Source organism: Coleofasciculus sp. G2-EDA-02 (assembly GCF_040226375.1).
Lineage (GTDB): Bacteria > Cyanobacteriota > Cyanobacteriia > Cyanobacteriales > Coleofasciculaceae > Coleofasciculus.
In genome coordinates, this window is sequence record NZ_JAVKEW010000070.1 from 22,360 (window position 1) to 46,809 (window position 24,450).

General features: G+C 46.2%; 15 protein-coding genes and 2 pseudogenes. 9 read left to right on the top strand and 8 right to left on the bottom strand.

The genetic code is table 11. The annotated features are described in order from the left end of the window. Positions 1 to 8: 8 nt before the first annotated feature. Positions 9 to 218, bottom strand: a complete 210-nt coding sequence (locus RLO19_RS06820) for a hypothetical protein (RefSeq protein WP_446354979.1) — start codon at positions 216 to 218, stop codon at positions 9 to 11. 116 nt (positions 219 to 334) lie between these two features. Here RLO19_RS06820 and RLO19_RS06825 point away from each other — a divergent pair, with 116 nt between their 5' ends. From RLO19_RS06825 to RLO19_RS06855, 7 genes are all read left to right on the top strand, one after another. Next, positions 335 to 2,962, top strand: a complete 2,628-nt coding sequence (locus tag RLO19_RS06825) for a GAF domain-containing protein (protein WP_446354981.1) — start codon at positions 335 to 337, stop codon at positions 2,960 to 2,962. A gap of 334 nt (positions 2,963 to 3,296) precedes the next feature. Next, complete coding sequence (locus RLO19_RS06830; protein ID WP_446354982.1) at positions 3,297 to 5,639, top strand: CHASE2 domain-containing protein; 2,343 nt, start codon at positions 3,297 to 3,299, stop codon at positions 5,637 to 5,639. Between the two features lie 788 nt (positions 5,640 to 6,427). Further along, positions 6,428 to 6,562, top strand: coding sequence for a hypothetical protein (locus RLO19_RS06835; protein ID WP_446354984.1), 135 nt, complete (start codon positions 6,428 to 6,430; stop codon positions 6,560 to 6,562). A 39-nt stretch (positions 6,563 to 6,601) separates the two neighbouring features. Next, on the top strand, positions 6,602 to 6,847 hold the full coding sequence (locus RLO19_RS06840; protein ID WP_446354986.1) for a hypothetical protein: 246 nt from the start codon (positions 6,602 to 6,604) through the stop codon (positions 6,845 to 6,847). Next, positions 6,840 to 9,656 carry a CHAT domain-containing protein gene (locus tag RLO19_RS06845; protein WP_446354987.1) on the top strand — a complete coding sequence of 939 codons (2,817 nt, stop codon included), beginning with the start codon at positions 6,840 to 6,842 and terminating at the stop codon, positions 9,654 to 9,656. Before RLO19_RS06840 ends, RLO19_RS06845 begins: the two co-directional genes overlap by 8 nt. A gap of 164 nt (positions 9,657 to 9,820) precedes the next feature. Next, positions 9,821 to 10,168 carry a hypothetical protein gene (locus tag RLO19_RS06850; protein WP_446354989.1) on the top strand — a complete coding sequence of 116 codons (348 nt, stop codon included), beginning with the start codon at positions 9,821 to 9,823 and terminating at the stop codon, positions 10,166 to 10,168. Between the two features lie 328 nt (positions 10,169 to 10,496). Further along, positions 10,497 to 11,894: a hypothetical protein gene (locus RLO19_RS06855; protein WP_446354991.1), complete on the top strand. Its 1,398-nt coding sequence runs from the start codon at positions 10,497 to 10,499 to the stop codon at positions 11,892 to 11,894. Positions 11,895 to 12,205: 311 nt separating this feature from the next. On the opposite strand, the gene glgP is transcribed toward RLO19_RS06855, so the two are convergent. Then, complete coding sequence (gene glgP / locus RLO19_RS06860; protein ID WP_446354993.1) at positions 12,206 to 14,770, bottom strand: alpha-glucan family phosphorylase; 2,565 nt, start codon at positions 14,768 to 14,770, stop codon at positions 12,206 to 12,208. A 399-nt stretch (positions 14,771 to 15,169) separates the two neighbouring features. On the opposite strand from glgP, the gene RLO19_RS06865 reads away from it, so the two are divergent. Together RLO19_RS06865 and RLO19_RS06870 are read left to right on the top strand one after the other, a co-directional pair. Continuing rightward, positions 15,170 to 15,286 (top strand): photosystem II reaction center protein I, encoded by a 117-nt coding sequence (locus RLO19_RS06865; protein ID WP_006099131.1) that lies wholly within the window; start codon positions 15,170 to 15,172, stop codon positions 15,284 to 15,286. 119 nt (positions 15,287 to 15,405) lie between these two features. Then, positions 15,406 to 18,120 (top strand): DUF3769 domain-containing protein, encoded by a 2,715-nt coding sequence (locus RLO19_RS06870; protein ID WP_446354995.1) that lies wholly within the window; start codon positions 15,406 to 15,408, stop codon positions 18,118 to 18,120. A gap of 23 nt (positions 18,121 to 18,143) precedes the next feature. Here RLO19_RS06870 and RLO19_RS06875 read toward each other — a convergent pair. The 6 genes and pseudogenes from RLO19_RS06875 to recF form a co-directional block, all read right to left on the bottom strand. After that, a pseudogene (locus RLO19_RS06875) lies at positions 18,144 to 18,342 on the bottom strand (transposase); the annotation flags it as partial. A 112-nt stretch (positions 18,343 to 18,454) separates the two neighbouring features. After that, a pseudogene (locus tag RLO19_RS06880) lies at positions 18,455 to 18,690 on the bottom strand (transposase); the annotation flags it as partial. A gap of 56 nt (positions 18,691 to 18,746) precedes the next feature. After that, positions 18,747 to 19,880 carry an Rpn family recombination-promoting nuclease/putative transposase gene (locus RLO19_RS06885; RefSeq protein WP_446355092.1) on the bottom strand — a complete coding sequence of 378 codons (1,134 nt, stop codon included), beginning with the start codon at positions 19,878 to 19,880 and terminating at the stop codon, positions 18,747 to 18,749. 348 nt (positions 19,881 to 20,228) lie between these two features. Then, positions 20,229 to 21,431: a glycoside hydrolase family 10 protein gene (locus RLO19_RS06890; protein ID WP_446354997.1), complete on the bottom strand. Its 1,203-nt coding sequence runs from the start codon at positions 21,429 to 21,431 to the stop codon at positions 20,229 to 20,231. Between the two features lie 293 nt (positions 21,432 to 21,724). Further along, positions 21,725 to 22,609 carry a pentapeptide repeat-containing protein gene (locus RLO19_RS06895; protein ID WP_446354998.1) on the bottom strand — a complete coding sequence of 295 codons (885 nt, stop codon included), beginning with the start codon at positions 22,607 to 22,609 and terminating at the stop codon, positions 21,725 to 21,727. A 486-nt stretch (positions 22,610 to 23,095) separates the two neighbouring features. Beyond that, on the bottom strand, positions 23,096 to 24,247 hold the full coding sequence (recF, locus tag RLO19_RS06900; RefSeq protein ID WP_446355000.1) for a DNA replication/repair protein RecF: 1,152 nt from the start codon (positions 24,245 to 24,247) through the stop codon (positions 23,096 to 23,098). Positions 24,248 to 24,450 lie beyond the last annotated feature (203 nt).

The following is a 24,450-nucleotide window of genomic DNA, read 5'->3' on the forward strand; positions in this document are numbered from 1 at the left end:
TTTGACGATTATCGTTTTTTCCCCTCACCAGGGATGCGACTAAACCCGCCCCAACCCAGTTTTAAATGCTCTCCCTCTGCTCCCTCTGCTCCCTCTGCTCCCTCTGCTCCCTCTGCTCCCCCCGCTCCCTCTGCTCCCCCCGCTCCCTCTGCTCCCCCCGCTCCCCCCGCTTCCGAGTCCCCGACTTGCTGAGAGAACGAATCAAACGTTAAGCTCAACAGCAGAGTAGTCTAAATCGTAGCTCACTGATTAAATTAACCTGAGTGGTAAAACTTTAACTGATAGAGTAATCTTATTCGTATGCCAGGAACGTTCTCTGACCCTAACAAGAGATATGACAGCTACATCGCCCACCGGGTCTGCGGCTAACAATGGAAACACCATTGAAGTACAGCCGATCTATACCGAAGACCAAGTCGTGCATGAACATCAACCCGCGTCTGATGGTGCCCTAGCAACCACCAATGGAACGTTTACGGCGTTTCTTGCTCCCCTAACCCAAGACAGTTTTAAAGAAGTTGTTACGGGGGTGGAAAAGAAGCTCGAAGTGGTTCATCAAACCCTGTCCATGCTCCTCGACAGCCAAGGGTTTGAGACAATTCTCCAGGAGATGCTCAATGCTATCACCCTGAAGACCGCAGAGCTTTTGGGTGCAGACCGGACAACGATATTTTTACTGGATGAAAACAAGAATGAATTATTTTCGATTGTCGCCGAGGGTGAGAATGGCAAAACCATAGAACTGCGGATTCCCGCTGATCAGGGAATCGCTGGGGAAGTGGCAACATTTAAAAAAGTGGTCAATAATCCCTACGATTTCTTCGATGATCCGCGTTCGGAAGGGTCGAAAAAGCTCTATAAAACAACCGGCTACCGAACTTATACAATGCTGACGCTCCCCTTACTCAATGAGAAGGGAGACTTAGTGGCTGTGGTTCAGCTGTTGAATAAACTTAAGGCGTCTCATGATCCAGATGATTCTTTACCCCTAGAAGAAAAAATCGATAAACAGGGTTTTAGCGAAACCGATCAGAAACTTTTTGAAGAATTTGCCCCCTCTATTCGCCTGATTCTGGAGTCGTCTAAGTCATTTTACTTGGCAACTCAGCAACAGAGAGCGGCGAATGCTCTGATGAAGGCGACTGAATCCCTGAGTAAGAGCAGTTTAGACTTGGAAGAAACGCTCAAACGGGTGATGGAGGAAGCCAAGGAGCTGATGAATGCGGATCGCTCGACCTTGTGGTTGATTGATCACGAACGCAATGATTTATGGACGAAGATTCCTCAGGCTGGGGGAGCGATGAAAGAACTGCGGGTTCCCATCGGAGCGGGTTTTGCGGGTCGAGTCGGACTGACCGGTGAAATTCTCAATATCCCGTTTGACCTGTACAATCATCCCGATTCAGACAAAGCTAGGGAAACCGATCGCAATACCGGGTATCGCACCTGTAGCTTACTGTGTATGCCAGTCTATAACGCCGATGGCGAGTTAATTGGCGTCACCCAATTGGTGAACAAGAAAAAGAAAGGAGATTTTCCCACTTACAATCCCGATCCCAATAAGGAGGAACAAGACGCACCCGAATGCTGGAAGGCGAGTTTCGATCAAAGCGATATCGCCTTTATGGAAGCATTTAATATCCAAGCGGGTGTGGCGCTGCAAAACGCCAAACTGTTTGCCACGGTGAAGCAGCAGGAGCAAATGCAGCGGGATATCCTTCGCAGTCTGACCAATGGTGTAATTTCGACAGACAAAGCTGGTAAAGTGATCGCGGCGAATGAAAGTGCCAAGAAACTGTTGGGGTTTAGTAAGGAATATAGTATCGAAGGGCAATCGGTATCAGAGTTGGTCAAAATTAAAGAAAAAGAGGGCAGTTTTGCCAGCTTTGCCCAATTGCTACAGAATGCCTTAGACGCGAAAAATGAGAAAGACCGCAATCAGTACTACCCTGATCAGGTATTGTTGACGCCGAGCAATGAAGAACATAGCGTGCATCTTTCTATTAACTCCATTGCCGATACGAGTGATTTGACCAATGTTTATGGGGCACTGGTTGTCATGGACGACATCAGTGATGAAAAGCGGCTCAAGAGTACAATGTATCGGTACATGACTCAGGAGTTGGCAGAAGAACTGCTGAAACTGGGCGATGCTAAGATGGGAGGCGATCGCAAAGAAGTTTCGGTGCTGTTTTCTGATATTCGCAGCTACACCTCTTTGACCGAAAAACTCCAAGCCGAAGAAGTGGTGGGTATGCTTAATGACTATTTTGAATCCATGGTCGAGGCTATTTTTAAGCACAAAGGCACCCTCGACAAATACATCGGCGATGCGATTATGGCGGTATTTGGTTCGCCCTTTCCTTTACCCGATCATGCCTGGAGAGCGGTACAAACGGCAGTGGAAATGCGCCACCGATTGGTAGATTTTAATGCCCGTCGTTTAGCCCAGAAAAAAGAAGAAATCCGCATTGGGATTGGGATTAACTCTGACAGCGTGATTAGTGGCAATATTGGTTCGAGTAAGCGGATGGAGTTCACTGCTATTGGCGATGGTGTGAACTTAGGCTCTCGACTCGAAGGCGCCACCAAGCAATACGGCTGTGACATTGTCATTAGCGAATATACCTTTGCTCCCTGCCAGGATAAGATTTGGTATCGGGAACTCGACTGCATTCGCGTCAAAGGTAAGAATAAGCCTGTGAAAATTTACGAACTAGTCGGACTGCGTTCTGATCCCATTTCCGCCGAAAAAGAGGAAATTATCGAACATTACCACAAAGGACGGGAGTATTATCTCAGTCGGAAGTTTACCCGGGCAATGGGTGAATTTGGCATTATTCTGGAAGAATTTGACAACAATGACAAAGCCGCTGCATTACACCTGAAGCGGTGTCAACATTTTCTCCAAGACCCACCTCCTCCTGAGTGGGATGGGGCTTACACGATGACCGAAAAGTAAGTCAAACAGCTAGCACCTCAAGGATGAGGACTAAAAACAAGTTGAACATTTGGATAGGATGGGCAATGCCCATCCTATTAATTTATCGTTCTTCAGAGAATTATTGCTCAACCAAGCTTGAGTCATAATGGATACCAGCGTCTGCGTCAATTCTGTGTTGATGTCAGTTACAGTTCAGGGAAATTCTTGCTAGCGTTAAGGTGTTAGTTGTGAGTAATCAGATACGTGAAAGAGACTAGTGGGGAGTTAGCTCAAAACCAATGCCCTTAAGCGAAGCGAAGGGTCAAAGCTCTCTGCCTTGTGGTCGCGCTTTAAGCGCATTGGTAGTTTTGCGTTGAAATATCCAGAATGGCTGACCAGTTTAGCCATTACAGGTTTGTTTGTGGGGATTCAGCTAGGATCTCAGATAAATGTTGAGGTACTCGGAGTTCAGCTCAGAATTGAAGCACTGAAGATTCTACTCGATCAGTTGGAACAGGCGGAGATAAGTGCCTATGATGGGTTGATGCAGTTGCGACCCTCATTGCCGCCAGACCCACGTCTGTTGGTGGTCGAGGTGACTGAGAAAGATATTCAATCCCTAAAGCAGTGGCCCATGAGCGATGCGGTGATGACGCAGCTACTGCAAACCCTACAGCAGTATGAGCCAGCGGTGATTGGTCTAGATATTTATCGGGATATTGCCATACCCCCCGGTCATGCTGAGTTATCCCAGCTCCTGCAAACGAGTGATAATATTATCCCCATCTGTCAAATTAGTGAAAGTGAGAATAGAGGCACTCTCCCACCCCCAGGCGTTCCCGATTCACGGGTTGGCTTTGCCGATTTAGCCATTGATAAAGGCGGTGTCGTGCGCCGAGCGCTGTTGTTTCACTCTGTCGATATTCCCGCAGGTTGTACAACCCAACTTTCCTTTAGCTTTCAGCTAGCCAAGCACTATCTGGAACAAAAAGGAATCGAACCAACTATTACGCCAGACGAGCAAGAGTACCTGAAATGGGGTGATGTGGTTTTCAAGCCTCTAAAGCCAACATCAGGAGGTTACCAACAGGCTGATACTGGTGGCTATCAAATTTTATTGAATTATCGCTCTCCGGACAAGCTAGCCGATACCGTGACCTTGACTGAGGTTCTCGAAGGTCGCCTTGATCCCAGCTTGGTTCGAGACCGCATTGTCTTAATTGGAATCGCCGCCCCCAGTGAAAAAGATAGATTTTCCACTCCTTATAGTTCACAAGGGCTAATTATCGAGACAATGCCGGGAGTTGTCATACATGGTCAAATCATTAGTCAACTGCTCAGTACTGTTCTGAATGGACGCCAGCTTTTTTGGTTTTGGCCCAATTGGGTCGAAGTGATCTGGATTTGGGGTTGGTCGTTCATCGGTGCACTAGGAGTGCGAATCACCCACAATATCCGGCAACTGCTCCTGGCTGAGACGCTAGCGGTGGGTCTTTTGGGCGGCGTATCCTTTCTCGTTTTTCTGGAGGCGGGTTGGATACCCGTGATGACACCAGCCTTGGGATTGGTGATGGCATCTACGGCTGTCTTGGCTTACAACGCCTACCAAAATCAGCAAGAACGCGCCCATTTTGCCCGTCTACTCCAAGAACAGGAAAATAACCTCATCGCCCTTCAGGGTATGTTACAGGATAGTAGAACCAGCGCTCCTATAACTATTCAGGAAGATGAGGATAAGACTCTGATTGCACAACAGCAAGAGGTAACCCTCAGCGAAGAAACGGCTATTGCCCCATCGCAGCAGGAAGGGGATTCAACGGCAATTTGGACGCCCGAGTCAGTTCCGAGTCAACCCGCGCCAACGGTTAAACCCTCAGACAATCCCAACCTTTTAGCCGGACGCTATAAGATTAATCGAGTTCTCGGTTCTGGAGGATTTGGTCTGACCTATTTAGCTGAAGATACCCAAAGACCCGGTAAACCCAAATGTGTGGTTAAGCATTTAAAACCAGCCCGTCGCGATGAACGATTTCTTGCCATTGCCAGACGCCTCTTTCATACAGAAGCAGAAATCTTAGAAAAGTTGGGCAGACATCCTCACATTCCCCAATTACTGGCATATTTTGAAGAAAGTCGGGAATTCTACCTTGTCGAAGAATACATTAAAGGAGAATCACTCAGCGACGAGCTACCTGTGGATAAGCGTATGCCAGAAGGGCAAGTCGTCGAGTTACTCAAAGGACTTTTAGAAATTCTGGTGTTTATCCATGAGCATCATGTTATTCATCGGGATATCAAACCCAGTAACATTATTCGTCGCCAAGCCGATGATCAATTGGTGCTAATTGATTTCGGGGCAGTCAAACAGATTCAACCCCAACAAAAGCTTGATCAGGAACACGATACACAAGAACATAATACGGTTGCGGTTGGTACTCGTGGCTATGCACCGTCAGAACAATACGCTGGACACCCCACTCTGAGTAGCGATATTTATGCTGTTGGGGTGATTGGGATTCAAGCGCTGACAGGCATTCCTCCTCACCAGTTGGTGCTGGATTCAGAGACAGGCGAAATTAGCTGGCGTCATTTGGCAAATGTGAGTGATGAATTAGCTGAGATATTAGAAAAGATGGTGCGCTACTACTTCATGGATAGATATCAGTCTGTGACAAAGGTGTTAGAGGATTTACGCACCTTGTCACCTCAATCTTAGAGTCCACATTCAGCACTTTAAATTGGAGTAAGCTGTCATGCATTTAAATGGGGTATTAGTAGCGAGCAAGATGCTTGCACACCAAGGCTTTCGCATTTATTGACATTTAAGGTTTAAATGCCGAACAGTAGAGACGTTGCATGCAACGTCTCTACAATGGTGCCTTCCTAATCGATGTGTCTACTGCTATACAAAGTAGGATGCTACCCAAAGGGCTTGTAGCAGTTAGACCGACTGGTGATTACTAACAAAGATAGGCTGTTGAGGTTTGGGTCAGAACTCATACCAAGTTGCAGTCTAAGCTGAAGTTCCCCCCATACAGATGTACTCCACCCAGCGTCAAGCCTTATACCGTAAGGGTTTGAGCGCTCAAACCCTCAAAAATCGTACCCATGTTGCCCTTGCCATATCTTCGCGATCGCGAAGACTTGCAATAGACAAAAGATCGACTGAAACCCCCGCCACATCAAGGTTTTAGCGATTGTACCCATGTAAGGCGACTGAAAAATCGCGGAAAGTCGCACGGTGCGGTAGTTTCGATTTTTTGGCTAGGGGGAACTTCAGTCTAAGGTAGAATCTGTCATGCTGAGCAAAACGCAGTGAAACGGAGTGAAGCGAAGCATCTGCCCAGATTCTTCGCTTCGCTCAGAATGACATTATAGAACGCAACTTGGTATCATATTTAGCTTGTGCGAATACGCAGGCAACGATACACTGGATTATCTTGGAATTAATCTTAACCACAAAGGTAAAGCGACCCAGGGTTAAACGGCTCCTCCCTCAATCCCATGTTCAAGTTACTCGCTAAACTCTGGCGTTGGCTGAAACGCTGGTTTGTGCGTCAACCGCCACCGCCTCCACCTCCACCGACTAAACCCAGTGATTTGGACTACGAGAATGTGGTTTTTGCGCTATTGGCATAAGTAGCGCAGGGGAAAACTTGGGGACAATTGCAGGTATTTTTGATTAGTCGGAATGTGAATCAGCAACTGCTGGCGGCGTGGTTACAGGAATTTGGTCAGCGCTGGTTGGCACAGCCAGAGGTGCATCAGGAGTTGGCGCGGCGGTTGAGGCGGTTGGCAGAGGTGGCACCTGGGGAATTGGCACGGGTGGCGCGGGAATTGGCAGAGGGATTGTTGGTTGTGCCGGAACCGGATAATTCTGTGATAACTGAATCGGCCCTGGAACAACCGGGGTGTCATGCTTAGCAAATTAGGAAGAAATGAAGAAGCACTGGCAAATGTTGACGAGGCAATCTCTCTCCAACCTGATGACTACCAAGCCTGGAAAAACCGGGGCATTGTACTTGGTGAGTTAGGAAGAAATGAAGAAGCACTGACAAGTTATGACCAGGTAATCTCTCTCCAACCTGATGACTACCAAGCCTGGAAAAAACGGAGTTTTGTGCTTAGTAAGTTAGGAATAAATGAAGAAGCGCTAGCAAGTTTTGACCGGGCAATCTCTCTCCAACCTGATGACTACAAAGTCTGGTATAACCAGGGCTTTACGCTTAGTAAGTTAGGAAGACATGAAGAAGCACTGACAAGTTATGACCAGGCAATCTCTCTCCAACCTGATGGCTACCAAGCCTGGAAAAACCGGGGCGCTGCGCTTGGTGAGTTAGGACGATACGAAGAATCACTGGCAAGTCATTACCAGGCAATCTCTCTCCAACCTGATTACTCTTCAGCCTGGAACAGCCTGGGCATTACGCTTAGTAAGTTAGGAAGACATGAAGAAGCACTGGCAAATTATGACCAGGCAATCTCTCTCCAACCTGATGACTACCAAGCTTGGGCAAATCGGGGCGTTGCAGCAATGAAATCATTCGGTCACGAACCCTTTTTGCAACAAAACTTTACCGACTGCTTTCACTTAGAATATAACAAAACTCCTGATATCTTAATTTCTACCCTGCAAAACACAAATCGAGAACGACATCTTGCTTTATTCCAAGCTTCTCTCCACTCCAGCATTGCCTTACTCAAAGAAACTTTTACTGATTCACCCAAAGTTATTGCCCAACTTGAACAACCGCCCTCACCCAAACTCAGCCAGATAATCCAGCAACCGCCCTCCAAAACATTAATTGACCTCATCCAACAACCTCTCTCTGAGGATGTTATCGCCAAGATTGCTCAAGATTCCCGCAACCATCCATCCCTAACTAATCCTCAACTGAATTTACGCGGTTATGAGGGAGCAATTGCCAGCTTTCAAGCCCCACTCGATAAAACCATTTGTCGCGATACTCATCCTGAAGGCTGGGGAGTTTTACATCGCGTAATTGGCAGGGCGCATTATTTCCAAGGGCGACAATCTACCAACCCATTTTCCTTCTGGCGCAAGGCAGAAACCAGCTACAAAACCGCCCTGCAAACCCTGAAACCGCCTGACTTTGAAGAATTACATCTCGAAGTTCTCCAAGATTTGATTCGGGTATTACTAAACTTAGGAGAAATTGAGGAAGCGCAAGAATTACAGCGTCAGGGTGCTGACCTATTACAGCGCCTTTTAGCTGACCCAAAACGAACTACGCCGCAAAAACAACAACTGGCACTAAAATCTGCCCTATTTAATCAATTAACCGTCGATTTAGCGATTCAGTCGGGGGATATCTCTAGTGCTTTAACCCTCGCCGAAACCGGAAAAAATACCTGTTTGCGTTGGTTCTTAGGATATGAGGAGGTTCCGGAACTGGATTACCGCCAGATTCAACGTCTTTTAACGCCAACGACGGCGGCGATTTATTGGCATTTGAGTCCCAGTGCGTTAACCACATTTGTGATAGTACCTGATGCGTTGCAGGTTGTTTTAACGCAGAGGAACGCAGAGGGGAACGCAGAGGAACGCAGAGGGTTTATAGATATGAATGACCAGCGTTCTCCGTCGTTACAGCACGTTCTGGCTTGGGAAAGATGGTTAACCGAATGGAATCAACGGTATCAGGCATATCGGAGTTCAAAGGAGACAGCCAACGGAACCGAGAAAAAACAACATCCCTGGCGTCATCAAATGGAGGAAAGTTTCCAGGAACTCCGGGCGATTCTAAATATCTCTGGTATTATCGAACACCTGCAAAATCAGCCGATTGAAAATCTTATCCTGATTCCCCACCGCGACTTGCACCGCTTCCCCCTGCACTATTTTTTCCCGAATTATACCTGTACGTATCTCCCCAGTGCTTATTCTAAATTGCGGTTGATTCTGGAGGATGAGGAAAATAGGGACGATGGCGGAAACTTCCCGATTAATGACACTCCGGATAATTGTCCCCGACTCCATTCTTTATTACTGGTAGAAAATCCCAAAAGTAGACTATTCATTCAGGGAAAAGCCACACCCTTATCCGATTTACCCTTCGCTGAAATTGAAGCAGCATTAATTCGTCAGCGATTTTCCCAGGTTACCCTGATCGCCAACCCAAACGCGACTCGTGAATCCCTCTGCCAATCTCTACAAACTCCCCATCATGTCTTCCACTTTACCGGACATGGAGCCTATAATTCTGGCAATCCGGCTCAATCTTGTCTATTCCTCGACAATACTGACCAACTAACATTAACTGATATTATCCATCTGGATTTAAGAGACTACTATCTGGCTTGTCTTTGTGCTTGTGAAACCGCGATGACTGGCGACGAAACTATTACTGATGAATATGTGGGATTAGTCAGCGCCTTTCTGAAAGCTGGGGTAACTTATGTGATGAGTCCCCTGTGGACAGTAGAATCAGCGGCTAGCGCTTTATTAATTGTCAAATTTTACCAGCATCTTGAGGCGGGACAATCGCCACCAATGGCATTAAAATTGGCTCAACGCTGGCTAAAAACAGCGACTCGTAAGCAATTAGTTGAGTGGTTAGATAGAGTAATTCCTCAACTTACCCAACACAAATCCCTTCAGCTTGTTCTGCAAGACCAGCGCGATTTACTGGATAGAATGGAAAATGATGATCCACCTTATTCTCATCCGTATTATTGGGCGGCGTTTACGATAGCTGGTATTAAAGATTAGGTTCGTCGTTCATCGTCGTTTGTAGTAAGGGCTTTAGCCTTTTATAAGGCTGTTAGACACCTAAACCTACTGCAATAATATCGTTATAAGAGATCCCCCCTAGCCCCCCTTAAAAAGGGGGGAACTAGAATAAAGTAGTATTATATGCTCCGACTCAAGAGTCCATGATGAAAGACGCCGATGTTCTGATTCTCAAAGCCTTTCTTGCTGCCCTCTGCCAACAGCGATCGCCCCTCTCTGATACAATTAAAGAAAAACTGGCAGATATTGCCCAATCCCTGGAAACCCGGATTGGAGAATTGCACGATTTGGCAATTAGCATTCCTGCCTTGAAGATACCTTATGAATCTGCCCGTCTCTTGTTAACCGATACAGCTGCAAAAGAGAAGATAGGGTTAAAATTTCTTCCGGCTGATAACGCTGAGGACGATAATAATCGAGAAACCCCCAATCTTACCAGAGATACAGCGCTTTACTCTGCTATGAGGTACAACATCAATCTAGCAGTTTGAGGGATAGCGGGCTAATACTGTACTCCATAAGAGCGCGAAGCGCTGTATCCAGGATTTCATTGCCCAGATGGAATGTACGATAGCAACAATTGAAGCTAAATTAGATAGAACCAAACTTGAGCAAACTGCTCAAATTCTTTCTGATCCTAACCCAGTAAATTCGGCTAAGAACAAGTATGGAATATGATTAATCAAAAATCAATTTTATTTCCTATAGGATTTTACAGCCTGACGCAGTACATTGAGTAGGGCGCACCTCAGTCAGCACAGGGCGCACGTCAGTGCGCCCCTACAGCCCCGACAATGATTTTATAATTGATAACGTTATATGAACTCGTCTCCCCAACTGATTTATCCCACTGTCGATTTATTCCTCTATGATTTAGCAGACGGATTGGGACAGAGTAATGAGCAAATTCAGGGCAATCGCCGCCGTTTTTGGCAGCGTATTTATCAGGATAGCCTCAGTGATAAAAAACTCGCCGAACTCCAAGATGCTGAAATTCCATTTGACAGTGATATCAAACTCCTAGGTTCGGAAAAAATTGAGCGATTTAAATATCCCCTCGACGGCTATTACTACCCCGTGAAACTTGGCGATACTTACGCCCTACAAATCGACTGTGCAGGAAAAGAAAATGAACCCGATTGGGAACAACTCTCTCTAGAGGAAAAACTGGGAAAAATCAAAGATATTATCCTCGAACACACCCATGAAATTCCCGGTAATATGGGTGAAAACTGGCTGGTTTGGGGTAAACTAGCCACAGCCAATCAAGACCCAAAAGCAACAGCCCAAGATTGCTATAACGCTTTACAACTGCTTCCCCACGCCAAATGGCAACCGGACGATCCCCCACAGGGAACGTTCCAAGGCGCAACGTGCTTTGAACTTGGAAAAATCGACATCATTCCCGATGGCTTAAACCGCAATCAATATATCCTGATCTGCTTATTTCCCTATGATAAAACCGACGCAGAATTGAAAGATATTATGGGCAGACTCTACCTCCATTTAATTCCTCTATTTCACTACCGCAATAAAATACTGTGGAGTTATGAACAAAGCCGTCAACTGAAAAGAACACTGAAAAAATCATCGGGGGTTATCCAAAAACTGGTTGATTCTTTACGCAAACGTATTCATGCTTCTCCCCTAAATCTGGATGAATTACAACAAGACTTAGCCCATGCTTTGTCGATATCCCATTACTACGAAACCAGTTTAGGTTATCTGCAAGAACAAGCCTCGAATCTAGAAATAAACACTCAAAACTACATCAAGCGAGTAGACGCGATCGCACAACTTGACCCCACCAGTGATCTCGGCTTCCTGAAAGCGTTTGGCGAGATAGCGACGGAGAAATTCCTCCGCCACATCCACAGCGATTACCAAACCCTGAAAGCCGGATTAAATCCCCTAGAAACCTGTATCAAAACCATTGCTGGAATCATCGAAATTGAGAAAACCAAGAATGAACGAACCCTCAACCAAACCGTCGCGATCGCGAGTGTGGGAATTAGCACTGCAGCGCTGGCTGCGTCTGCACTGACCGAACAAGCAGAAGGGATTGTCAATAGTATTTTACCAGTCCCTGCTAATCAACCTACACCCGCACTAAACCATTGGGCAAGTTTTAGTTTAATCTTTGGCTTGAGCGTATTGATTGGCATCGTCAGTGCTGTAATGACTTGGAGAGTTTTAGATATTGGCAGGAAAAGGTAATGCCCCTGTTTGCTTTTAACCTGAAGTTCTCCTCGTACAGCAACAGAAGAGAGAACTGGCTAACTTTTTACGGTATCTGACGCCTCTGTAGGGGCGGGTTTAACTACTATCTTTTCGGTTGCACCCATAAGTGACTCGCGCCCGCCCCTACCATCCGTGTCAACTTAAGCCATAACCCTTACCCATTCTAATTTTCAGCTATTGGAGAAGGGCGGGCGCGAGTCAAGTTATCAGTTGGGTGCTCTCATGTTATCTGTAAAACCCGCCCCTACATCCCTACACCTGTCAGCCGACTCCCCCCATCTCTAATACTAGGAAGCCCAGAGGACTAAACCGGGTTCATAGAGACTAGAAAGGTTTTGGTGTTTGGGAAATACCCGGAGAGACAAACCCTGTAATCCACTGGCACTATAACTGATATCAGCCGTATAAATACTGACATTATGTGCGTCAGTTCCCTGGTAATCCATCACTACTGGTACGCCATTAACAATTTGCCCATTGGCATTGACTGAACCTTGATAGAGTTCTATCTGTACATCATCAGCCGTTAATCCAGCTAGGTTGATGCGGCTTTTCACCGCAACCGATTGATTGACCATGAGATCGCTGGGAGCAGCAATGTCAATGTCTTCAACTTTAATACTGTACCAGTGTTCAAATAAGTGTTGCTTCCACTGAGCGAGTTCTTTCACCGGTTGATATCCCTCGCTAGTCATCGCCTTGTAGCGTTCGCTCGCTGGGAAATAACCACGCATCGCATAATCTCGGAGCATACGAGCGGTATTAAACACAGGACAGTTGAGCCGAATTGCATCTTTCATCTTGGCAATCCACCCACGCGGTAATCCTTCATTGTCGCGATTATAGAACAGGGGGACGATTTCCTGTTCTAGTAGGTCGTAAAGGGCGTTAGCTTCTACCTCATCTTCGTACTCAGGATTATCATATTCTTCCCCATGACCGATGGGCCAACCTGTTCGCACGTAATCTGCTTCGTCCCACCATCCATCAAGGATACTGACATTCATTAGACCATTCATCGAACCCTTCATCCCAGATGTTCCAGACGCCTCACGGGGACGACGAGGGGTGTTTAACCAGATATCACAACCAGAGACCATCAATCGGGCAATGTGGATGTCATAGTTGGGAACAAAAACGACAGAGTTATCCAATCCCGCTTCGCGAATTGTATGGATAATGTCGCGGATTAAATCTTTCCCAGGCATATCTTTGGGGTGAGCTTTACCCGAAATGACAAACTGAACTTTGCGTTCTTTATTGCCTTGGATAATTTTTTTAATCCGATCGAGATCCCGCAGGAATAAGTTTGCCCGCTTGTATGTGGCAAACCGACGGGCAAAGCCAATGGTCAAAATGCTGGGATCTAAAACCTCACGCGCCCGATCAATTTCGGCAGGGGTAGCGCCGCGATCGCGCAAATGGTACTGCAAGCGTTCCCGTACAGACATGACCATTTCAGAACGACAGGCTTGGTGATTGCGCCACAACTCTTCATCCGGAATCGAAGCCACCCGATCCCATAAGGGATCTTCTGCTTTGCGGCTTGACCAGTTCGGACCTAGGTAGCGGTCATACAGTTCCTGATTTGCCTTTGCCACTACGCTGCGAGCATGAACCCCATTAGTAATCGAGGTGATGGGGACTTCATCAAGAGGCAGATTGGGCCACAGTCCATGGAACATCTGGCGTGACACATCCCCATGCAACCGACTAACGCCATTAATAAAGCTAGAGGTTTTAATTGCCAAAGCTGCCATGCTGAACGGGGATTCCAAATCGCCCGTATCTTCTCGTCCCAACCCCAGAAATTCTTCCCGCGATAAACCAAAGATATTCGCATAATGACCCACATAGTACATTGCCTTATCGGGAGGAAATAGGTCAAATCCCGCCGAGACAGGGGTATGGGTGGTGAACAGTTGGGTTGACTGAGCCAATTGTTTCGCTTCGGCAAAGCTTAACCCTTCTTCCTCAATATACCGACGGATGCGTTCCAGAATTAAGAAAGCGGAGTGACCTTCGTTGAGATGATAAACATTGACCTTGTATCCCAAGGCTTTTAAGGCTCTCATCCCACCAATCCCCAACATCATCTCTTGGTGAATCCGCATATCCAGATCACCCCCATAGAGTCTGTCGGTGATGTCATGATCGTAGGGATTATTTGGTTCAATGTTGGTATCAAGCAGGTACAGGGAAACCGTTCCCACTTGCACGCGCCAGACGCGAGCATAAACAGTACGACCTGGATACTCTACGGAAATCCGCACTTCTGAACCATCACCATTGCGCTCTAAGTGCACCGGCATATTGTAAAAGTCATTAATGGGATAGCGCTCTTGTTGCCAACCATCCGCATTCAGGTATTGGGCACAGTATCCTTCTTGATAGAGTAAACCGACCGCCACTAAAGGCAAACCGAGGTCAGAGGCTGATTTGAGATGATCGCCAGCCAAGACACCCAAGCCACCGGAATAAATGGGCAGGCAATCGACTAATCCATACTCGGCACAGAAGTAGGCATAGCATTCCTTTTCATCGCTGTTGCCACGATGTTTACGATACCAGGTTCGTTCCTTGAGGTAGTCGTCTAACTGTCGAGATGCCCGTTCCATTTGTGCCAGAAACCCATCATCTTCAGCCACTTCTTCCAGGCGGGCTTGGCTAATCATCCCCAACATCAAAACAGGATTATGACGGGTGGATTCCCAAAGTTTACGGTCTAGGCGTCGGAACAAATCTTTTGTTTCTACATTCCAATCCCAATGCAGGTTGTATGCCAGCTTACGTAAGGGTTCCAAGGCTTCTGGCAAAGCGGGAGAAACGTTAAAAGTGCGAATAGGCTGCATAGAGCGACAAAATTTCAAGTCTTACACGGATAACATTGTGTACATACTTTTACACAAAGGATGAGACTTTTAATACTGTTTTAGTGACAGATTTCGGTTTATCGGTGTCAGATTAAGGCTAAAATCCCATCAGCAAAAGGTTTAGGCTCATTTTTCGATGACGGCAAAAACGCTATAGGTAAGGGAACTCACTTGCTTATTAAAAAAGTCTTGACTAAAAAAGTCTGATGTGTATTAGGACGTAGGATAAAACCCGGTTGGGTATCGTACCTTTATCCTGAGCGTGAGTAGACTTTGCCTATCAACAAGGAGACCACCATTGGGTATGATTAAAAAAGTTGTTGCAAAACGCAACACAACCGCCAATTCGATGATTCATACCTCTGGGAGATATTCAAGATGCTGACACTCAAGATTGTGGTCTATATCGTTGTTAGTATTTTCGTTGCTTTATTTGTGTTTGGCTTCCTGTCAAACGATCCGGCTCGTAACCCCAAGCGACGGGATCTGGAGTAAATTGTACTTGCTTCATCCCTGAATTTTTCAAAGGGGCGAGGCGTACCTCGCCCCGCTTTGATTAGGCGCGGTAAGGGGGTACGCTTCGGATTTGTTCCTTCGACCGTTATTGTTGAAAAATGCCCCAACCCGTTCAGCCGCCTGAAACTCCTGCCATTATTCAATCGTTAACGACTGAGGACGCTGTTGTTCCCCTTTCGTCCTCACCTGTGAGTTCAGTATCGACTCACCTTCCCCAGGAAATTCCAAAGGGATTGGCGACACCAACCTCACCAGAAACGTTAGCACCGGAGTTTTCATCTGATATAACATCCTCACAGGCTGCCTTGCTCAGACCAACGATTTCTGTCCGTTATGCCCCCACCCAAAGCCAGGGAGCCGAGGTGTCGGAGAGTACAGATGTCAGCAAGGGTTTAGCGGGTGAGGATTTGCCGCAGCCTGTCACAAGTCTAAATGAACATGGCCAGTTTAGCCCTACTTCAACTACGCCAGCTCCATCATTGACCATTGGTCAACCACCAAGGATAAATGATCAAACAAAGGCTTCAACGCCAGAACAGATGGCACAAGGGATTGCTCCTGATGGCTTGATTACTCTTGTTCGCGCGACTGATAAGGAGCAAGGGTTTCAATCCTCCACTGAAGAAAATTCAGTGAGCTTAGCTTCAAAGACAACGAATGGAAACCCAATAGGTTCTTCCGCCGTAACCCTGGAACTCTCAAACGTTGAACGTATCATCACTCAAGAGCGGGGAGGAGAGATGAGAGAGTTTGAATTTACTATCCCCCAACCCGATACTCCATCGATACCTAACCCAGAGCTAGTCCCTGTACCAGATGTCCATGAGCGACAGCCGCGATCGCTTCCCTCCGAGCCAACCCCCGATCCTTCCTCACAAACTCCTGAATCGGCGGCTCCAGGTCCAATCACGGGGGTGCTGGAACTGACTGCTGATCAACAAGAATATGATCAACAGCGACAGGTGATTACCGCTCAGGGAAATGTCATGTTGCAGTTTCGCGGTGCTTTGCTGGAAGCGGATCGCGTCCAGGTTAACCTACCGAATCGGATTTTGGTGGCTGAGGATAATGTAGCCTTGACGCGAGGGAATCAGGTTTTACGGGGTCAACGCTTTGAGTATTCCTTTGTCCAGGATAGCGGCGTGATTTTTGATGCCAGTGGTGAATTATACGTCCCGACATCAGGTACTGATTTGACTATCTTACCCTCCCCGGCTGATCCGAATGCTCCAGAAGAACAACGACCGATCAGCGATCGCATTATCAGCAATCAACCCCTTCAAGGCGTAAGCAATCCAGGCAATTATTCCTTCTTAATTGGAGGAGGTTTTGGCACAACAACTACTGGAAATCTCTCAAATGTAGTTTCGGGTGCGCCTCCTGCAGGGACAATCAACCGATTCCGTTATGAAGCTGATCGCATTGATTTTGAAGGTTCAGAAGCGATCGCCCAAAATGTACGGATCACCAATGACCCCTTTTCCCCACCTGAACTAGAATTACAAGCTCGAACGGCTCGATTTCGCCGGATTTCACCCTTAGTGGATGAAATCGTTGCCACTCGTCCCCGGTTGGTATTTGATCAAGGTTTATCGGTACCCACATTTCGCGATCGCGTGATTATTGATCGTCGCGAACGGGAACCTGGTTTAATCCAGTTTGGCTTCGATGATGATGATCGCGGCGGTTTATTTATCGAGCGACCCTTTAATATTGTCAACACTCCAGGGGTACGATTTCAAGTCACTCCCCAATACTTTCTCCAGAGAGCCGTCTTGGGTGAAAATAACCCCAACACCCCAGGAAAAGATGATAGTGGTAGTCTTTTAGACCCCTCGTCTTTCGGTCTCAAAGCTCGACTGGATGCCACCTTTACCCCTCGGACAAGCCTACGGGCTTCAGCCGTCTTCACCAGTCTTGATCCGGATGAGTTTGAAGAAGAACTCAGAGCTAGTGTACGACTTCAACAAGTTATCGGTACAGGTTTACCCCATAACCTGAATCTGGAATATAGCTTTCGCGATCGCCTCTTTAACGGTTCCTTGGGCTTTCAAACCGTGCAACAGAGTCTGGGAGCGGTAGTCACCTCCCCAGTGATTCCCTTAGGCGACACGGGTATCAATCTCTCCTATCAAGCAGGTATTCAGGCTATCAACGCCGATACAGACCGACCCGACTTGCTACCCCCCCCTCCACGAAATAATAATCGGATCGACTTGACACGCTATCAAGCCAGTGCATCGTTAAGCCGAAGTTTTACCCTCTGGCGAGGTGAAGCGTTACCCTTAACCCCCACCGAAGGATTACGATATACGCCAACACCCGTGGTTCCTTTCTTGGCACTGCAGGGAGTGGCAACAGGGGTTGCTAGTGCCTATAGTAGTGGCGATACCCAGGAATCCCTCAGTGGTACGATTGGGCTTGTGGGTCAGCTAGGGCATTTTTCTCGACCCTATCTCGACTACACTCGATTTAACCTCAGCTACACTCAGGTCGCACGCGGTAACTTATCCCCATTTCCTTTTGACCGAGTTGCTGATCGAATTGTTCTTTCTGCTGGCATCACCCAACAAATCTATGGTCCGTTTCTTGCTGGTTTTCAGACATCTTACAACTTGGACACGGGTGAAGAAATCAGTACGGATTTATTTTTAGAGTACAGCCGTCGCACTTACAGTATTCTCCTACGCTACAATCCAGTTCAGGAGTTAGGTTCGATTAGCTTCCGGATTAATGATTTTAATTGGACAGGAAATCCAGGACTTTTTGATGGTTCTGCCATTCGCCCAGTCGTGCAGGGAGTAACTCGGTGACATCTCCTACACCATACCTGTGCTCAGGTTGGTGTAGGCTTCACCACCAATCCGGCTATTGCTATTGTAGCTAGGTGTAGGACATACTCCATGGCATCACGCAAACACTCAAATTGACCAATTTGCTTGGCGTACCGACTTTTGAGCCAAGACCAGCATCGCTCAATCTTATTGAAATCCGGTGAAGCCAGCAGGTAAATAAAGCAACTCACAGCCGGCTTGCTGAATTATAGCAGTTCGCTCTCGCGTAGTTACAGTACAAGTGTTCTAAATTACTCCTGATCAAGCATCCCTCTCTAATGTGTAAATACACGCCTAGCGAAGCGCTATAGTTGCTCAATGCGACCCCCTTTATGAAACGTGGCGTTATCCATGATCACAACCTGCCCAGGGAAAGAGTTCTGGAATTAGACAGGTTTCCAACCAAATCTCAATTACAGCTCGATTACAAGCCCCTTCTACAGTAAAGGGAGCTATCAATTGACCCTGACAAAGATCTGCAATTATATTTACTCGCCCCTGCCTTCGTCCTGACTTCAACGCATGAAACCTTTCTCCTTTTGGGTTCCAGCCATAACCATGACCCCTCGACTAATCTTATCTATCCCGATCTGGAGACGCGATCGCTAATTAGAATTCTCTCCTGATTCAATCGCCTGCTGTAGGATGGCTTTATTAACCGAAGGTCCCCAAGTTTCCAGGGATGCCAGATTTCTCGCCAACCATTCCTCCACCGTCGCCGCCAGCTTACCAGAGAGACAATCACGCCAAGCCTGACGTTGTAGGGAATGTCCATCCTGTTTACACCACTGTGCGATCGCGTCAGACAGCGTTTCTATTTTATCCGTTAAAGGTTCAATTAACTCCGCCAACTCCGCTAAGTCTTGAGGCGAAAAAAGCGAACGGCGATTATTTAAAAGTTCAATAAAAGACATAACATTCTGTTGAGCAAATGATGGCGCTGCTAGTTGAACAACATTCAGCGGTAAATCTAATCCTTCCGCAATCATCTCCACACTCAAACCCAACTCCATCATGCGTGGGATAGCCTCTAACTTGGCTTTGAGTTTGCCTCGTTGTTCTCCTCGTTGTTCTCCTTCTACTAACCCTTCTTGCTTGGCTTCCTGATAAACCTTGGTTTGTTTAAGTTCACTTAACCCCAACATGGCTTCTATCTCCTCCCGGCTTTTTTGCGGTAATTTATAAACAATGATGGTTTCAATTAAATCAATCAGGTCACGTTTTATTGTTTCATCAGTTATCTCTACTTGAGCTTGTTCGATTAAGCGCCTTGCCTGTTCTGGGGCTGTCTGTTCCTGCTCAATCACTAGCTTAACAATATTAACCCCAACAGATGTCGATGCCTCATCTCCTAACTCATCCAAGTATATCCGAGTCACTCGGCTGAAGAGTTCCCGAAATTGTAACGGTTGTTCTCTCTCAATCCGGCGACTTGGATAAATCACCACAACCTGCCAAGGATAAGGCGGTTTGTATTGATTCAGAAAGATAAACAGTTCAGTAAATAAACGATAATATAAATTCTCATCTCGTTGAAACTGAACCTCAACCACATAAAATGGTTGGTCTAGGGTTTCGTTCTTAGGCAAAAACAACCCATCTAGTCTAAATGACAGTTGTTTGATTTCACGGGAGGTAAATTCATAACTTGCGGCTTGTTCTGGCGCTTGATTAATCAGTTCAAAGAAGATACTGGGAAACTCCTTAAATAAGCTATAAAAAATCGTGTCGGTTTTCACGCGCTCTTGGGGCAAATATCACACAGTTGACAAGGGCTACTGTGCCATCCCTGACGGGAAATTTTTCTATGATGACTGTCTTGACAAACTAAACAGAATATGATTTATTCCTTTTTTTAGCATTCCCTTTTCAGGTAAGGTGGGCAATGCCCACCCGACAACGACAGCGCCGTCATAAAGGGAAATATAAGCCAAAATGCTGGCTCAATTGTGGGTTCGCGACGCCAGTTTTAATTGTTATCAAAATCGTTGAGTTTTTAAGGGTTCTGTGGGTATCGAAATTAAATCCCATTACCCGCCCCTACAATAATTGATTGGGTGAAATGAGGCGCAGATCAATTAATGGTGTCAATTGGGTATAATCGCCGGATAGGGAAATAATTCGCGAAATTCCCGTCGCCGCTGTTGAGGGGACTCCGGTGTTAAATAACTCCACAGGGTTTCCCAGTAAAAAAAGGATACACCATCAAAGGCGCGATCGCGAATGACTTCAACTTGTGCTTGAATTTGCTCAAAGGGAATCGGAGCACGTAAGGTTCCCGTCAAAATGCCCACACTTACCGGAATTGTCCGCCGCGCCATGCGTACTGCGGGTTGATTGAGTTCCGCCGCAAAACTACTTAATTTATCCCGATAAACCTGTAACACCAATTCATCAACCCAACCCCGTTGTACCCAAGTTTGCCAGTCTTGCAGATAGTGTTTGTAGGCAAAAGCTTGGGGATTGGGTGATAGGGAAATGATACAATCCGGTTTAATCGATTTAACCGTCTGAACAATTTCTCCCATAAACTCACTAATCTTATTCGCCCGCCAGCGCATCCATTCCCCATTGAACGGCGAATTCGGGGGACTATTCCCATAATGCTCTTGCTGATAACGCTCAATGGTATAGGGATCATAGCCCAATTCAACAGGCATCCCGAAGTGATCATCAAGCTGAATCCCATCCACATCGTACTGGCTCACCACTTCCTTAATCAAATCGAGGATAAGCTGTTGTACCTCTGGATGCAAAGGATTCAGCCATAAGAGTTGGGGCTTCTGAGCAGTTGGTGCGATCGCTCCTTCTGTTTGGGTTAAACTTTGAGTTATCCAGGTGGGATGACGCCGCGCTAATTCAGAATAAATCGGTGTCATAAATCCATACTCGAACCAGGGAATAACCCGTAATCCTTGGCGATGTCCCTGCTGTACAATTTCAGCCAAAACATCTCCGTTGAGTCGCATAATCGTCAGCAGGGATTCTTGTTTCGCCACCGCACTCGGATAAAACGTATGCCCCCGATTCCAAACCACCGGATAAATCGTGTTAAAGTTTAGTTGAGACAATTGCGCGATCGCTCGGTTAATTCCCCAAGGCGAAAAAAATACACCACTCGCCACATTTGTCAACCAAACCCCTCTAATTTCCGTGATTGTTGTCGGAGTTTGAGAACGAGCTAAGGATGGGGAAAATAAAATTGATTTAGCAACAAGTATGACAATACTCAATATCAGCCCTAAGGCGAGAAAAACCCTGAATCTACTTTGACGTTTCTCACTCGTCATTCTTCATTTGTTTATGTCATTTGTCAATGGATTAACCTTACATCCAGACACTGTAGGGGCACCATCCTTGCGCCCGATTTAACCATCAAATCTATGCCACAATTTTAGTTGTGTCACGTCAGTAAGTTGGATTAACGAAACCAAACCCAACGGAATCTAGGGCTAAAGCCCCTACTACGAACACAATTTTAGTTGTGTCACGCCACTACCTACCTAATTTGATCAATTAACCTTACGCCCGCAAACCCTAAATAACCCTCGCTTTGCGCCCGATTCTAGGGTATCAAATTTCGTCAAACAGCCGTTGAATAAGCAAATTGGTTGCTGGCTTGAAATCCAACTCCTTGGTTGCTCGATTGAAATCCCACCCCATTACTCACTTGCATTTCGTTAATATCCAAACCATAGAGTTTTGCCCCTTTCAAATTGGCATCAAGCAAATCAACTTTTCTGAGAACTGCCCATGTTAGATTAGCATTCTCTAGATTCGCTCTGGCTAGATTGGCACCGGTTAAATCTGCTCCTTGGAGATTTGCCCAATCTAGTTTAGCCGATTCCAAATTAGCGGCAATCAAATTTGCACCTTCTAAGTTTGCCCGACTTAATCTCGCTCCACTGAAATTAACCCCTTCTAAATCAGCGCCCGCTAAATCTAACTCTTTTAACCAGGCATAGCTGAGATTGACAAAACTCAGCGCTGACCCATAAACTCTAGCACCAATCAGCCTTGCTTCAGATAAATTCGCCCATTTGAAATTCACTCCGGTTAAATTCGCATCCCGCAAATTCACCCGTTCTAACTGCGCTCCGCAAAGATTTGCCCCCCATAAGTTGGCGCGTCTGAGGTTCGTCCCACTCAACATTGCCCCACTGAGTTTAGCACCCGTGAGCTTTGATTTCACCATAAAGGCACCGCTCATATTCGCTTTAGTCAAATCAGTGTCAATAAGTTTGGCATCGTTCATTTTGACATAACTGAGATTAGCCCAATTCATCTGAGCGCCACTCAAATCTGATTTGAGTAAAAATGCTCTGGTAAAATCAGCACCTCTGAGATTCGCCCCGTTTAGGTTCACTCCGATTAACATGACTCCCCTGAGGTTAGCCCCACTGAGGTCAATCCCGGTGAATTCTCGATTTCCTTGTTCGTAAAGCTTGAGAAGTTGTCTAACGTTCATAGCTACAACGTCCACTAAGTATTTATGACTTGGGTAAGGTTAAATGAATTCATAATTTTCCTAGGATTCTCTTTCTACTTTAATCCTGATAGTTAATAAATAAACCTTCTTTGGAAAAATTTACGTTTATCCTCAATTCCCTTGAACTGTAGTATAATCTGCTCCCCACTTTCAGCAAGCCCTTTCAGCAAGCAGGATGGGATTGATCGCAAAAATCGCTGTAATCCTTAACGTCTAAAAAATTATCAAGCAGGGCTTCTAGTAAAGATTATACTGCTAGACTATGGCAATTCCGGCAAAATCGCCGACTTCTTTATCAAGCTTAAACAAAGCTTTAAGTGATGTTAAGCCTCAACCTTATACTCCTAACAATTTAGATTACACTGCAATACTTGTCATACAACTAACGTTTAAACTTGTAACTCATTCGCTGATATAGCGCTCAGGCAAAAACTATATATATTTAGAACAACTGAAAAATAAGATTTAACCAAGCGGTTGAATTTGACCCGCTTGAACCGAAAGAATTTGGGAGGAGTTCAACCACTGGGAATCAAATGCGCCTAAGTGAGTCGTTGTAATCAGGGTTTGAAACCGATCTTGAATCGCATCCAAAAGCTGATTTTGACGGTTGGGATCAAGTTCTGCCAACACATCATCAAGTAATAATAGGGGCGGTTCTCCCACAACCTCTTCAATTAACTTTAACTCTGCTAATTTTAGTGCCAAAACCAACGTCCGTTGCTGTCCTTGGGAACCATAAGAACGGGCTGGGGTTTGGTTAATTGTAAATTCTACATCATCTCGGTGTGGACCAACCAGGGTTATCCCCTGACGCTGTTCTGGAAGACGACGATGGTAGAGTTTATCTAAAAATGCCTGCTGAACACCTTTTGGGTCATCCTTTTCTAGGTTGACATTAGGCGCGTAGGTCACCTCAAGTAACTCTGTTTTACCACTAATACTGGCATGCCAAGATTGGGCAAGGGGTGCTAATCGTTGCAACACTCTAGCACGACGCCGAGTCACACGCGACCCCGCCGTTGCCAGTTGAGCATCCCAAAGGGACAGTTCTGCCTGAGGCGGCTTTGATGATAATACCCCATTCTTTGTCCCATCTTCCTGCTGCTTCCCCATGGTTTTGAGCAAGGCGTTGCGCTGGCGCAGTACTTGATTATATTGCTGCAAAATATAAGCATAAACAGGTTCGAGTTGGGTCAAAATCGAATCAAGCCAATTCCGTCGTCTCTCAGGACTCCCGCGAACTAAATCCAAATCCAGACTAGAAAACTGTACCGTATTCAAGATGCCCAAAAAATCAAGCTGGCGACGTAAGGATTCGCGATTGAGAGCCACAGTACGTCGTCCCTGACTGCGGAGAGTTAACCCCAGTTCAACAGAACCATAAGCACGTTCCAAGATAGCCTGAATTTGACAAATCGAGGCATCCTCTAAAACCAATTCGCGATCGCGCACTGAGCGATGACTCCTCAGCGTCGAGAGTAATTCTACCGCTTCTAGCAGATTAGACTTCCCCTGAGCATTATTTCCCACCAAAATAGTTTTCGGTGTCTCAAAATTAACCAAGCAATCTTGGTAATTCCGAAACTGGCGCAAGTTTAAGCGTTTTAAGTACATTGGTCATGGTTGACTGGTGATTGGTGATTGGGGAACCCTTAACTTCGCCCAAAAAACCTAGTTTTGTGTAGGGGCGGGTTTTACTACTATCGTCTCTTACCTAATCCAAATGTGATTAAACCCGCCCCGACTGAGTTTTAACTGATAACTCCCTCATCTACCTATTCATGCCTAATGACGAATGATAAATGACGAATGACCAA